We start from the raw sequence: 13,348 nt of genomic DNA, 5'->3' as shown, positions 1-13,348 counted from the left end.
GCATTTGGGTACACTGGCAAAGTTGATCATCATAAAAACCCTCCTCATATTTAGCAATAAGCTAAGTATAAAGGAGGGGTGATTGGTAGAAAATGCGTTGGATTATTTCTCGCTTACTTTTCATCGGGAAAAGTTGGGGAAGATTCCAGTCTATCGGGCCATCCAAGTCGGTTCTAAAATATTGCCATCCAAATCCACCACTTCAAAGCCCACCATCACCTCATCAGGAATTTCGGTATCGACTCGGTAAAAGCTGCCACCGTTGTCCGCTGCTGCTTTGGCAAAGGCCCTCACCGCGTCTGGCGTATCCAGACTAAAAGCCACCAAGGCGCCACTGACCGTTTTCGGATCCGCCACCTTTTTATCTAAAAGAAATTCTTGGTAATAATCTCGTGTCAATAACATCACCCAAAAATGTTCATCCCACACCATACCACTGGCACGTTCATCGGAGTATTCATGGTTTTGCTTGAAGCCCAGCGCAGTATAAAACGCGGTAGCTCGTGCCAAATCCGTCACTGGAAAATTGGCAAAGACCATTGTTGCCATTGAAAAAACCTCCTTTTTTCACAAACTCATCATGCCACGAAAACGATTTCTTTGTCAAAAAGGAAGGATTCCAGCCGCGGGATTTAGGAAAAATATAAGGTTATTTAAGAGGGTGTTTGGTGCGTCACCTGCTGGGCAAGCCGAGTTTGTCGCTGCAATTCAGCGGCGATTTTTCCTTCTGGCGCATAGTTTTTCTGCCAATCTTCAGGCTTCAGTACTTTATTCGTCACCGGATCGTAATGCGGCTGGCCATCGGGAAACAGTTTACCCATATTGGCTTGATGGACAATCGCAAAAATCGGGTCAGGATCGACGCCCATCAAAGCAAAGGTGCCGTATGTCAAATACAGCAAGTCGGTCAAGGCATCGACTTGCTCAACCAACTCGTCTTTTTTCTGCTTTGCTGGCGCTTTTTTCAAAACTTTGGCTTGGGCTTGACGGATTGCCTCCTGCAAGCCAGCCACCGACTGGGCAAAATCCTCGTGGTCGCTAGCGGCCGCAAATAACAGCTCCACCAATTCTTCTACTTGAAAGCCCGCGCGATGGCAGACTTCTGCTTTGGGTAGCGCAGTGGGTTGGTCTGGTTTCCGCGGGTCAAAGGTCTCATGAAAAGCAGCGACCATCTGGTAAGGCGTCAATGATTGGGTCACGTAATTTCCTACTTTCTATGAAATAATCTGGTAATGTTTCAAGGCTTCGGCGATGCCGTCAAAATTGTTAGAGCTGGTAACATAATCGGCGTAAGCTTTTACTTGAGGCTGGCCATTGCCCATCGCCACACCAATTCCGACTCCTTTTAGCATGGCGATATCATTTAGATGATCGCCAAACGCCATCACATCATTGGGAGAAATACCTTTTTCATATAAAAATGTATGAATCCCCCGTAGCTTAGAGCCTCCCTTAGGTACGATATCCACAGTCAATGAATTGGAACGCAATAAATCGCACTGGGGCAACGCTTGAGCTAATTTCTCATCATCGGCTACCGGGCTAAACATCATGCATTGATAGATCGGCTCCTTTAAGATTGGCAGCTGGCTATAATGATCCTCTCGTCGCAAAAAATGACTTTTTTTAAGGAGCTTTTTGGTGATATTCACGGGAAAACGTCGCGGTACAAAACGAAAAAGCCGCTGGGCCATAACCGACTGCCCCAACTTCATAAAGCGGCTCCCTTCGACACAATCCCGGGCGCCAAAATTGATGGAACATTGGTGTTCGATGGCATAGGCCACGATGTTGTCTAAGACCGCTTTTTCAAAAGCTCGGGCGTACAAAACTTGTTGATCGGTATAAACCAGTTGCCCATTGTACGTAACATAGACATCCAAGGGCAACTCTTGCAAAAGTTTGCTGACTTTTGCTGGGTCTCGACCGGTCGCCACCCCCAAGAGAATCCCTTGGCGACGGACTTCTTGGAGGGCTTGCTTGGTGCTATGAAGGAGGTGGCCGCCAGTAGACAGCAAGGTGCCATCAATATCAAAAAATAATGCTCGTACCATCGCTACTCCCCTCCTTAGCCCAATTTTGAGTTACCTTTATCATATCAAAAGTCCCGCAATCTGATAAGCAATCCGTCACGATGGCCCTACTGATTTTTCTCTTGTTGCAAAACATGATACAATTGCTACTAGAATGGCTGAATAAACTCCTTCAGCGCTCAAGAATGACGACGGAATCGACACGTGCGATTTGTTACCGTGAGACGGTTTCGCCTTCATTTTCGCAGATGCTTACTGGACTCGTTCGTTCGTGAAGCCAAATATCGTTAGGCGAAGGTATGATAAACTTTTCACTGGGAAAAATTACGAATCCTTCGTCTCCAAAAACCGCACCGGACATTGTTGTTTTGCCGATGCCGAAACTGATAAAGCAGGTGTTCTCGTGAAAAAAATTCTCGTTTTGCATACCGGTGGCACGATTGCCATGAAAGCTGATGCCTTAACAGGTGGTGTCTTGCCGGATGTGGCCAATCCGCTATTGGATGCCCAAGTGTTATTACCCACTGATGTCGAACTGGTGGTGGAAGATATTTTCAACCTTCCTAGTCCGCAAATTACGCCGGAGCATATGTTGCAATTGAAAGAACGGATTCAACTAGCGAAGATGGCAGGCTTTGATAGTGTGGTGATCACCCATGGGACCGATACGCTGGAGGAAACCGCCTTTTTCCTAGACACTACCATTGGCAATCTGCTCCCCATCGTCATCACCGGTGCCATGCGTTCCTCCAACGAGCTAGGAAGCGATGGCCTCTACAACTTCGAAAGCGCCATTCGCGTCGCAGCCTGTGACGAAGCGGTAGGTAAAGGCGTGATGGTGGTGATGAACGACGAGATTCATTCCGCTTGCTATGTCACCAAAACTCATACGACCAATGTGGCCACCTTCCGCACACCAACTTTGGGGCCCATCGGTTTTGTCACTAAAAGCCGTATCCTATTTATGCAAGAATTGCGCCCAACGCAACACTGGGACGTTTCTTCCGTGGCAGGCTTGATTCCTATCGTCAAAGCCTACGCGGGGATGCACGCAGAGCTTTTTGAAGCATTAGCCGAAAGTGCCATCGATGGTTTGGTGATTGAAGCCTTAGGTGCTGGTAATCTCCCCCCTGATACCCTGCCACCTTTGCAGCACATGTTGGATCGTGGCCTACCAATAGCCTTAGTTTCTCGATGTTTCAATGGGGTAGCCGAGCCGGTATACAGCTACACCGGTGGCGGCCGCCAATTGCAAGAAATGGGCATCATCTTTGCCAATAGTCTCAATTCTCAAAAAGCCCGCATCAAACTACTGATTGCCCACAACCGTGGCTTAAGTCGCGCAGAATTGATCCGTTTTATGGAGGCGTAAAAGGTTACAAAACTTTAGTCTCCAAACTAAATAAGCTGCTCTTCCAATGTCAGGTATTGGAAGAGTAGCTTTTTTGCTTATAGCTTACCTATAGACAGCTACAGTTCGGAGGATTAAACGAAACCTTTCGCCAGGTTTCCTGTTATCTATATGGATTTCTAAAGGTTACTTTTTACGCCAGGTGATATTCGCTTCGCAGCAGACTGCTGCCCCCACGCGAATCTCGTGGCGTGTAGTGATCAATTCCTCGCCGGTTTCATTTGTGACAGGCACTTGGTCATAGCGACTCTCGACTTGGACGCCATACTCGATTTCCTTGTCGTAACGGATCAAGGCCGACACGGGTTCGTGACTCGTCAGAAAATCCATCCCCAACACATCGAGCAACCAATTGAAATACACGGCATTGTTGACGTGATGATTGCTGTCGATGTCATAAACCCGCACTTGATAAAACTGGCTCTGACCTTCCGCCACTTTTTCGATTTTCGGATAGCGACGAATCCGTGTGACTTTTTCACTTTCGTAAGGGGCGATCACTACTTCCGGTACACTGGCCATTTTACGGTTTTCAATATTCATCAATGCAAAGACAGATTCAATCAAGACTAGCTGATTTCCTTGAGCATCGGCTATCCAAAAATGGCGGTAACAAAAGTATTTATTATACTCCATCGCCATGGTGGAAATCGTAAGCTTCTCGCCAACACGAGGCATGCGGGTGATTTGTAGCTGGTAATTGGTTAAAATCCATGTTAAGCCTAGTTTGTTGACAAAATCTGCCCCCCGATTTAGAGCCTCGCTTTGATCCTCGGAAGTTTTGATAGCGGCGGCAATCATCGCCGGAAAGGTCATCCTTCCGTTAAAATCACATTCATAATAAACCACTTCATGTTGTGTTGAAAATTTCACTGCCACGTTTCTTCCCCCAAAAAAGCGGTGGTCTCCAGTTGAAGACCCCGCAGGATTTTTAATAAGCACTTAACAACTGGTCCACTTGCTCACCGTAGCTTTCGCCAAATTGATTTAGGTGGACGAGTAAATAATAGAGTTGGTAAATTGGTTGCCGCTTTTGCCAACCAGCAGGCAGCGGCGCCAATTCCAGATAGGTCTCCAAAAATTCGGCTTTAAAGCCACCGAAAAGCTGACTCATGGCGATATCCATCTCCCGATCACCATAAGAAACGGCAGGATCGATAAAAACTGGCTGGCCTTGTTGGTCAAAGAAGACATTGCCCCGCCAACAATCCCCATGCAATAAACTAGGTACAAACTCTCGGTCCCGCCAATTTTCCCAAATGAATTCCTTCAGGCGCAAATACTGTTGCTCGCGTTGTGGATTCCAAACATTGTTGATTTTAGCCAATTCCACTTGTACGTCCAAGCGACAGGTCAAAAAGAAGTCCACCCAACTGCCAGTTTGCGCATTCACCTGAGGCAAGATACCGATGTAGTTGTCTTCTGGGAAACCAAAGTCATCAGCGCTTTGCCGGTGCAATTCGGCTAAGGTCGCCGCCAACTGGCGATGATCTCCTTCCCCCGGCTCCACCTATTCCATCAATAAATAGGCCCCCGTCGCTACTTCGCCAAAATCGTAGACCTTAGGGACCCGCACAAAATCAAACAGCTCCTTTAAGCCATGGATTTCAGCATGGAAAAAGTCCCCTTTCACATTGGGATGGTACTTTAAGAAAAAACTACCATCCTGGGTATTGATACGATAATTCTGGTTCACATCCCCACCAGCAATCGGTAAAACCTGGCCTGTCAGCCCGAGCTTTTTCATAACGGCTGTAACACTCATCGCCTGCCCCCCTTTCCCATTACTACTTGTCAGTCAACTCTGGTTAATCCACCACGGTATAGAGTTTACGGAAATCAGTCAGGTCCCTTTTTGAAAGACCTAGACCCTTTTGCAAATACCCTGAGACATCCCCGTACTCCTTGCCAATGGTAGCAAAACTTTCAGCAAGGTAACTTTGATCGGCTTGCATCACTTCCTGAATCCCCTTCAGCATGGCTTCTGAGGCACCAGCTTGTTGGGCTTGTTGCAACATTTCCGCTCGCTTGGTCACCATTTGTTGATTGGTTTCGAGATAATTTTGCAAAATAGTCTCCTGGTCCACATCCAGCATCGCCAAAATCAGCGCCGCCCCAAACCCGGTGCGATCTTTACCAGCAGTGCAATGGAAGAGCACCCCTTGATCCGGTTGTTCATTTTCCAATAAAATATCAACAAACTGACGATAAGCTTGGCGGGAGTAGGCTGCTTGGACAAACTGACGGTAAACTTCCCGCATCTGCTGGGCCGCGTCTAACCCCGCTTCGACTTGTTCCATCAAGGTCTTTGGTGCCGCCGAGACCTCTTGATTCTCCTGAAAAATCGGCAAAAAGATGTTTTCCGCTTGAGGAATCAAGGCGTCTGGTGCTTTTTCTTGTTCTTTGGAGGAACGAAAGTCCACCACTTTGACAATGCCGTACGCCTCTAAATGACTTGCATCTTCAGCGGTTAGATCCGAAATCGCTGCTCCTCGGACGACTTTTTTGAAACGGACAAACTGCCCAGCTTTATTTTGATAACCACCGAGGTCCCGCACATTGGCTGCCCCTGTCAGTGGAATGATTCTTTCTGCCATCTTTCTTTCCCCCTACTGCTGCCAAAACTTAGCAAAAATGCTGTGATTTGCAACTACTTGTTACTATTGAGTATAGCAGAAACTTTCAAAACCGTCTTAGCAACAGGTATTATTTTCTTGATTTTGACCAAAAAGTGGCTAAAATGCGCAATAAAAAACGAAGCCACTCACACGTCCAGCAGCTTCGTTTCTACAGCGATTCAATTATTGGGCATCGATGACCGCATTGGGATCTTCCAATACGCTCCGATCCAGCTCTTTAATCCGGGCACTGGTGAAAATCCCAGCCACCATACTATCTGAAACATTGATGGCGGTCCGGGCCATATCAATCAGCGGTTCCACAGAAATAACCAAGCCGACGATGGCGATGGGATAATTCATCGCACCTAAGACGATTAAAGAAGCAAACGTTGCTCCCCCACCGACACCGGCAACCCCAAAGGAACTGATGGTGACGATGGCCATCAACATCAAAATGTATTCCAAACTGAAGACATCCACTCCCACAGTCGGAGCGACAATTGTTGCGAGCATCGCAGGATAGACACCGGCACAACCGTTTTGCCCGATGGAAATCCCGAAACTAGCCGCAAAGTTGGCTGTCGCATCGTCTACTCCGAAAGCTTTGGTCTGAGTTTCGATATTCAAAGGCATCGCCCCCGCTGAAGAACGGGAAGTAAAGGCAAAACTCAAGGCTGGCAAGGCTTTTTTCAAGTAGGTGATGGGATTGACTTTGACCAATGACAAAACCAATAAGTGCACAAGCATCACGACGATCAAAGCCGTATACGAAGCCAAGATAAATTTCCCTAAGTTGACGATGGCATTGAAATCACTAGAAGCCAAAACATTGGTCATCAAGGCGAAGACACCATATGGAGTCAAACGCAACACTAAGGTCACGATGCGCATCACGATTTTATACAAACTATCCATCAAATCTGAAAAAGTCTGAGCTTCTTTGGGCGCTTTACGTTTGACCCCAAGGTAAGCAATGCCGACAAAAGCCGCGAAGATCACGACGGCAATGGTACTAGTGGAGCGGGTACCTGCCAAGTCAGCAAAGACATTTTTAGGAATGAAAGAAACGATTTGTTCGGGAATGGACAATGCCGCTACTTGACTTTGGCGTTCAGTCAATTCAGCAATCCGTGCCGTTTCCGCAGCGCCTTGGGTAAAGGAGGCCCCATCTAAACCAAACAACAAAGTCGAACCAATCCCGATCAAAGCGGCGATTGCCGTCGTGGAAAGCAAGACTGCCAATACGGTAAAACTGATTTTGCCTAGCTTATTGGTTTCTTTCATCCGCGTAAAGGCGCAGACAATCGAGACAAACACCAATGGCATGACCAACATCTGTAGCAATGCCACATAACCGGAGCCTACGATGTTCATCCATTCTAAGGCACCCGTCACTACCGGATCGTCGGTACTAAAAATCAGTTGCAAAATCCCCCCGAAAATAATCCCGGCAAAAAGCGCGGTAAATACCCGAGTGGAAAACTTCAAGTGTTTTTGCTGCATCTTGTGAAAGACAAACAGCGCCGCCACAAATACGGCCAAAATAACTACGATGAGCAGAGTTGTCATAATATCAACCTTTCTTTGGTAATCTCAGCAACTGAAAAAAAGTGGCACCCTAGCTACTTTGGTAGTTTGGATGTCTATTTATCACTTGTGAAATTACTTTGTGATGACAAGTCCGTCAAAGGAAGGAAAGGTTCCCCGTGACCATTCTTCAATAGGCACTCTGATAACACGTGTCATTACCAGTGACAACCTAATTATAACGAAACAAGGGAAAATTGTCTTTGCAGAAAACTTAGCTAGCTTTTTCGAAAATAATAACCATTGATTTGAATGGAGGCAACGATTGCTATCGCTAAAACTGGTTGGACCTGCCTTCAGCAAATCCCTCAGACTTTAGCGTAATTGCAAAACAACAACCAAATAACGGCATGATAAGCCACTTAATTCCTGAACCATCAGGCTTTTGGGAGCATAATTTTTTTATATGTTACTTATCCAATGAGAAAGCCGGCCGGACTTGCTTCCAGAAAATGCCTCGGGTAGTAGTGGGACCGGTAAATGCCAACAAAAAACAGTTGTCATTTACCTTGCCGAAGTCAAACATGTTGTAAGTCCAACAAAATCGCTGGACAACAACAAGTAATTTGCTAGTTCATCTTAGCGCTCTCTGCTTAGATGCAACTGTATGCGCAATGGTCTTTTAGCCCTCGGACATCCTCGACACTACTACCGAGGCATTCTCCTCCAGCAAGTCCGCCCCGTTTTATCGATAAGCGATTTATTCCCTTTGCTTCGTAAATCCAGCAACTATTTTCTTGTAGGGTAGCAGATGTACCGTGAAAAAGGTGAGATTTAGCAGAGTAGAATTGGATTGACAGTAGCTCTAAAGATGCGTAATGAATTACTTAGAGTCGTGGTGCTTGCACCACTTACTCTAAGTTTGAATGTGCAAGGCAAATGACAAATTTGGTCTTCATTTGGCATTTGCCGGTCTAACTACCGTCAACCCAATTCCTAGATTGCTGAATGGCATCTTTTAATATCAAAATTTGGCATGATCCATGCCTTAATTCCTGAACCATCAGGCTTTTGGGAGCATATTTTTTATAAATTACTTATCCAATAAAAAAATCTAGCCAGACTCAACTTGAGTACTAGCTAGATCTAAATCCAAATAATGTTTGCCCCCTTTTTCTGCCCCTATGAGGTAAAAAAGGTGACAAAGCTGATTACGCCAAGGCGCCCATTGGGTCCCATGGGGCTAAAACGGTTGGTTCAGCTTCAAAAGCTGCCAATTGTTCTGGGGTTAAAAATTCTTTCCGAACGACGATTTGGTAAGTGTATTCGTCCATCCATTCGTCAGAAGCGACAAAGAAACCATTGTCCCCGACTTTTTCACCCCAACTATTTTCGACTTTCCATTTTGTCGATTGACCATCCACGATATCCACACCCGTCAAGACCATCGCGTGGGTCATCAAGCTTTCGCCAAAGTCCAAGCGTTCAGCTTTGGTCATGGTGAAGTTGATATCAAATAAATCATTGACATCAAAAGCATCTAACGCCATAATACCGGATTCCCGTGTAGAAGATTGACCAACATCGCAACCAAACCAGACGGATTCCCCGTCTTCTAATTGGGCAATGGCTAATTTTTTGAAGGTAGCCATATCGACGTTCAAGTATTTCACATCTTTGCCACCTACGACATTCCCTAGCATTTCCACAGTGTAGGACTTGTTGTAAGGTTTGTCTGCTGTTGGGGCATTGATGATGGAGACATAGTCATCCAAGTTGACACCGACATATTTTTCAAAGAAGCTTTGTGGCGTCAAGTGTTGATCCAAATGATAGTTTTTGTCTTCATCTCGGTATTCAAAGTCAAATTCAGTCGGCGGTGTCCCCAAAGACATCGCTAGGAAATTGAAGACATTTTGTAGCATGTCTTCTTTCGCTTTTTGGATTTCTTCATTGGCTTTGCCTTCAGCGACTAAGCTCCGCAAAGTAACTGCATCTTTACGTAACAATTTGTTCAGGTAGTTGTTCAAATCTCGTGAGTTTGATGAGTTGCTGCTTTCAGGCATCACGCTTTTAGGCACGACACCGTATTTTTGGAAAATAGAAACGATCATGTCCCATTGGCCACCATCTTGTTGCGGAGTTTGCATCAAGAAAGCGACTTTGCGGCTGGTTAATTCTTGATCGGCTGTCGCCAGAACATTTTCATAGAAGTAATTGGCTTTTTCATATTTGTCCCAAAAGAAGGTATAGTTTTGAGACAGTTCGAAGTCTTTCAGTTTGAAGCTGTTTAACATTTTGTGGCGGAAAGTATTGAGGGCGGCAAACATCCAGCAACGGCCCGATTGTTTTTGGTTGGCCACTTTCCCGGTAGCAAGGTCAACAGAAAAGACTGGGACATTGTTGGCCTGTGTTTCAAAGTTTTCGGCAGAAGCAGAGATGCCGTTTTTGATGACACTGCGAGCCAAAGCGTTGTGTTTGTTATTTTCTTTGAAAGCTTCGGCAAATTTCGCTGTCATCTCATTGGTGATTTGTGACATGGGATCCATCCTTTCAATTTTCGGGTCAGCTGACCAACTATCCACTACACCGCAGACAGGAATCTTCGGCACAGCTGCCCTTTTCGTAACTGACTGACTTGCCAATCACGCTTACGTTACCCATTCTACTCCATTGATTTTTTGAAAACAAATAATGTGGAAAAATTCTGTAAAAACCGCCCCATTTTTAACAGCTTTTTCGTTTTTCTTTTAGAAAATTCCGACGAGTAAGATATTTCCCATCAGTTTTCTCTCATCTGGTCCAAAACAGGTCGTCAAATCCTTAAAACCCAGTTGGCAATTTCCCCTACTCGCTAGTTTTTTCCCAGGAGGGGAGCGCCAAAATTGGGTCAGCCTTGCTTTTCTACTCGATTGAAAGTGATGATCGCCGCTAATAACGAATAAGAGATCGGCTGTTGCCAACCGCTGCGAAAAGGATTGGTGATTTGGGTGTAGCCTGCCTCTTCGATAGCCACCGCAAACTTCGTCATGGCAGCCACTTCCGGAGAGACGGTGAGATAGTTTTTCGTGGGTTTGAAGGCAATAATAAACGTACCATGATCCGTGTAAAGAGGTTGACGCCAGCCTATCTTGCCAACTAACTGAGGATAGTCCTTAGCTAGCCGGTCGAAAATTGCTCGTAACCGCTGTTGGCGTGCGGGATCTGTCACCTTTTCTTGCAGAAATTCAGCAAATATCGCCATCGGTTCACGTCCTTGCTGCTTATGGTGCTGCTTTTACTTCTATTATACAGTTAGTTAATCCTGGTCCTCAGTGAGCAGCCTTCTCCTTAAAAATTGCATTTTTGTATTGTTTGTATTATCATTAGCAATACAAAGAGGTGATTTTTATGTTGTTGGAAATTGATACCCGTTCCGAGACCCCCATTTATCAACAACTACGGGATCAGATTATCCTGGGTATTGCTAGCAATCAGCTGGCGGAAGGCGAACTCTTACCCACGGTTCGGCAGTTGGCCGATGAACTAGGGGTAAACACCATGACCATTTCCAAGGCCTATAACTTATTGAAAGAGGAGGGGTACTTAGTCACCGACCGTCGCAAAGGCTCCCTCGTCACCTTGCCGGGTAGCTATCACCCAAGTCAAAGCACAGCCTTCAAACAGCGTCTGGCTCTATTGTTAGCCGAAGCCAAAGCCCATCAAGTCTCTCAAGCAGAAATAACCCAAATCATCACTGACATTTGGCAATCCTTTAACCTACCAGCAGATGATTAAACTGCGCTCTGTCAAAAATACGAGTTACCCATTACCCAAAGGAGTTGTTTATGATGAATCTCAATCTTCAAGAATATTTACCTGTCCTCATTCCCTTACTGATTTTACAAGTCGGACTGGCTATTTTTGCGATTGTCGACGTCTTGCGCCACCCTCATTATCGCATCGGCAATCGCCTCATCTGGATTGTCGTCTGTGGGCTCTTTTCCTTTATCGGACCGATCTGTTATTTTGCTTTTGGACGAGGTGTTGACCAATGATGGCCTTGGATTTAGCGGGAATCAGCAAAAGTTTCGGGGGACGCCCAGTCCTTCAAGACGTCGATTTGGCGGTTCCGGCTGGGAGTATCTACGGTTTCGTCGGAGAAAACGGCGCCGGCAAAACCACTACCATGAAGATTATTTTAGGCTTATTGCCCCCAGATACAGGAAACGTGCAAGTCTTATCTGAAACTGTCACTCCTGGGATCACGCCGACAAACCGCCATATCGGCTATTTATCAGATGTTCCTAGTTTTTATGGCTATATGCGTGCCCAAGAATACCTCAAGCTCTGTGGCGAAATTACCGGTTTGACCGCGGCTGAGATTGCGACTCGCTCCAAAGAAGTCCTGGAACAAGTGGGGTTGACAAACATCACGAAAAAAATCGGTAGCTACTCCCGTGGCATGAAGCAACGTCTCGGGTTGGCGCAAGCCCTATTAAATCAACCGGCCCTTTTAATTTGTGACGAACCCACCTCGGCTTTGGATCCTTTGGGACGACGAGCGTTTCTGGATATCTTTGCTAGTCTGCGGGGCAAAACCACCGTCTTGTTCTCCACTCATATCTTAAATGACGTCGAAGCGATTTGTGACCATGTCGCGATTTTGCATGAAGGACAGATTCAGATGGCTGGATCTTTGGCGGATATCAAAAGCACCCACGGGAAATACAATTATCAGCTCCGTTTTGCAGAAACAAGCACCTTACACACATGTCAACGCTATTTGACTGCAGCGGGCATTGATAGCAGTATCTCTCAGGAGGCTCAGCTATTGCAAATCCCCACTTTGGCCCCCGAAACAGACGGTCAGCGCTTGTTGACCTTACTCGCACAACACCAACTTGTGCCTCGTCGTTTTGAACTTGTGGCACCTAGTTTAGAACAGATATTTTTAAAGGTGGTGGGCTCCCATGCCTAGGCAACTTGTGATTCAACTAAAAAAAGAACTATTCGAATCGGCGCGCAAAAAACGACTGCTAATTTTAGCCATCGTGTTTGTGGCCGCAGGGATCATGTCCCCGACCTTGGCTAAATTGATGCCCGAAATCATGAAAACAGCTCTTCCAGAGGGCATGAACGTTCAACTTCCTGCCCCAACTAGTGTCGATGCTTGGACCCAATTTTTCAAAAATAGCCTGCAATTTGGGTTACTGGCGTTAGTCTTGTTATATGCCGATACGTTGTGCGGCGAGGTCACTGCTGGAACTTTGATCAACCTTTTAACCAAAGGCTTGGATCGCCGTTGGGTGGTGCTTGGCAAAGCCCTTCAGCTCTTTCTCTTATGGACAGTGGGATTTTGGTTATCTTTTGCCGTCAGCTGGGGGTATACCCGCTACTTTTTCGACGATGCCCCAGCAGGCAGCTTATTTTTCAGCTGCCTTGCCCTCTGGCTATACGGCTGCCTTTTCTTGAGCTTCTTGATGACCGCCTCAGCAATCGCCGCCAGTGGCCTCCAGAGTTTGTTATTGATGGCCCTCCTCCTTGGCCTCACCATGTTATTGGGAATATTTAAACGAATCCAACGCTTCGATCCCTTTACTTTAGGCAGTCGCAATCTGGAATGGCTGACAGGTAGTGCCCAGCTGGCGGATAGTTGGCCAGCATTCGTGCTAGCCCTAGTTTTACTAGGTGGCGCGCTTGTAAGTGCCGTGATGCTCTTTCAACGCCGCCTACTTTGAAAGACTTAACTAACTTAAGAATCGTTACTATTACTG

The 13,348-nt window shown here is 46.2% G+C and carries 13 protein-coding genes and 1 pseudogene; 5 read left to right on the top strand and 9 right to left on the bottom strand.

The window, feature by feature from the left end:
* Positions 1 to 150: 150 nt before the first annotated feature.
* The 3 genes from ACO03U_RS11135 to ACO03U_RS11125 form a co-directional block, all read right to left on the bottom strand.
* Positions 151 to 549 (bottom strand): VOC family protein, encoded by a 399-nt coding sequence (locus ACO03U_RS11135; protein ID WP_204687343.1) that lies wholly within the window; start codon positions 547 to 549, stop codon positions 151 to 153.
* A 104-nt stretch (positions 550 to 653) separates the two neighbouring features.
* Positions 654 to 1,172: a pyrophosphohydrolase domain-containing protein gene (locus ACO03U_RS11130; protein WP_204687466.1), complete on the bottom strand. Its 519-nt coding sequence runs from the start codon at positions 1,170 to 1,172 to the stop codon at positions 654 to 656.
* Between the two features lie 42 nt (positions 1,173 to 1,214).
* Positions 1,215 to 2,054 carry a Cof-type HAD-IIB family hydrolase gene (locus ACO03U_RS11125; protein ID WP_204687345.1) on the bottom strand — a complete coding sequence of 280 codons (840 nt, stop codon included), beginning with the start codon at positions 2,052 to 2,054 and terminating at the stop codon, positions 1,215 to 1,217.
* Positions 2,055 to 2,436: 382 nt separating this feature from the next.
* Between ACO03U_RS11125 and ACO03U_RS11120 the strand changes: the two genes are divergently transcribed.
* Positions 2,437 to 3,405, top strand: a complete 969-nt coding sequence (locus tag ACO03U_RS11120) for an asparaginase (protein ID WP_204687347.1) — start codon at positions 2,437 to 2,439, stop codon at positions 3,403 to 3,405.
* A 165-nt stretch (positions 3,406 to 3,570) separates the two neighbouring features.
* On the opposite strand, the gene ACO03U_RS11115 is transcribed toward ACO03U_RS11120, so the two are convergent.
* The 6 genes and pseudogenes from ACO03U_RS11115 to ACO03U_RS11090 all read right to left on the bottom strand — a co-directional run bounded on the left by ACO03U_RS11115 (position 3,571) and on the right by ACO03U_RS11090 (position 10,836).
* Positions 3,571 to 4,323: an acyl-[acyl-carrier-protein] thioesterase gene (locus tag ACO03U_RS11115; protein WP_204687349.1), complete on the bottom strand. Its 753-nt coding sequence runs from the start codon at positions 4,321 to 4,323 to the stop codon at positions 3,571 to 3,573.
* A 52-nt stretch (positions 4,324 to 4,375) separates the two neighbouring features.
* Positions 4,376 to 5,209 (bottom strand): annotated as a pseudogene (locus ACO03U_RS11110) (fructosamine kinase family protein).
* A 43-nt stretch (positions 5,210 to 5,252) separates the two neighbouring features.
* Positions 5,253 to 6,041 (bottom strand): tyrosine-protein phosphatase, encoded by a 789-nt coding sequence (locus ACO03U_RS11105; protein ID WP_204687351.1) that lies wholly within the window; start codon positions 6,039 to 6,041, stop codon positions 5,253 to 5,255.
* A gap of 204 nt (positions 6,042 to 6,245) precedes the next feature.
* Positions 6,246 to 7,634 carry an L-cystine transporter gene (locus tag ACO03U_RS11100; protein WP_204687353.1) on the bottom strand — a complete coding sequence of 463 codons (1,389 nt, stop codon included), beginning with the start codon at positions 7,632 to 7,634 and terminating at the stop codon, positions 6,246 to 6,248.
* 1,169 nt (positions 7,635 to 8,803) lie between these two features.
* On the bottom strand, positions 8,804 to 10,132 hold the full coding sequence (locus ACO03U_RS11095; protein WP_204687355.1) for a C1 family peptidase: 1,329 nt from the start codon (positions 10,130 to 10,132) through the stop codon (positions 8,804 to 8,806).
* A 350-nt stretch (positions 10,133 to 10,482) separates the two neighbouring features.
* The gene (locus tag ACO03U_RS11090) at positions 10,483 to 10,836 is read right to left on the bottom strand and encodes an iron chaperone (protein WP_204687357.1); all 354 of its coding nucleotides are present in this window, start codon (positions 10,834 to 10,836) and stop codon (positions 10,483 to 10,485) included.
* A 146-nt stretch (positions 10,837 to 10,982) separates the two neighbouring features.
* Between ACO03U_RS11090 and ACO03U_RS11085 the strand changes: the two genes are divergently transcribed.
* The 4 genes from ACO03U_RS11085 to ACO03U_RS11070 are packed head-to-tail and all read left to right on the top strand — an operon-like array spanning position 10,983 to position 13,312.
* Entirely contained in the window at positions 10,983 to 11,369 is a 387-nt protein-coding gene (locus ACO03U_RS11085) for a GntR family transcriptional regulator (RefSeq protein WP_161868840.1), read from the top strand.
* 50 nt (positions 11,370 to 11,419) lie between these two features.
* Positions 11,420 to 11,629 carry a PLD nuclease N-terminal domain-containing protein gene (locus tag ACO03U_RS11080; RefSeq protein ID WP_423104781.1) on the top strand — a complete coding sequence of 70 codons (210 nt, stop codon included), beginning with the start codon at positions 11,420 to 11,422 and terminating at the stop codon, positions 11,627 to 11,629.
* Positions 11,626 to 12,552 carry an ABC transporter ATP-binding protein gene (locus ACO03U_RS11075; protein WP_204687359.1) on the top strand — a complete coding sequence of 309 codons (927 nt, stop codon included), beginning with the start codon at positions 11,626 to 11,628 and terminating at the stop codon, positions 12,550 to 12,552. The genes ACO03U_RS11080 and ACO03U_RS11075 overlap by 4 nt, the downstream gene beginning before the upstream one ends.
* The gene (locus ACO03U_RS11070; protein ID WP_204687361.1) at positions 12,545 to 13,312 is read left to right on the top strand and encodes an ABC transporter permease; all 768 of its coding nucleotides are present in this window, start codon (positions 12,545 to 12,547) and stop codon (positions 13,310 to 13,312) included. Before ACO03U_RS11075 ends, ACO03U_RS11070 begins: the two co-directional genes overlap by 8 nt.
* Positions 13,313 to 13,348 lie beyond the last annotated feature (36 nt).

The organism is Enterococcus diestrammenae, assembly GCF_049384045.1.
GTDB classification, from domain to species: Bacteria; Bacillota; Bacilli; order Lactobacillales; family Enterococcaceae; genus Enterococcus_C; species Enterococcus_C diestrammenae.
Note: the sequence above shows the minus strand (reverse complement) of the source record. Positions and strands in the feature narration are given on the sequence as shown.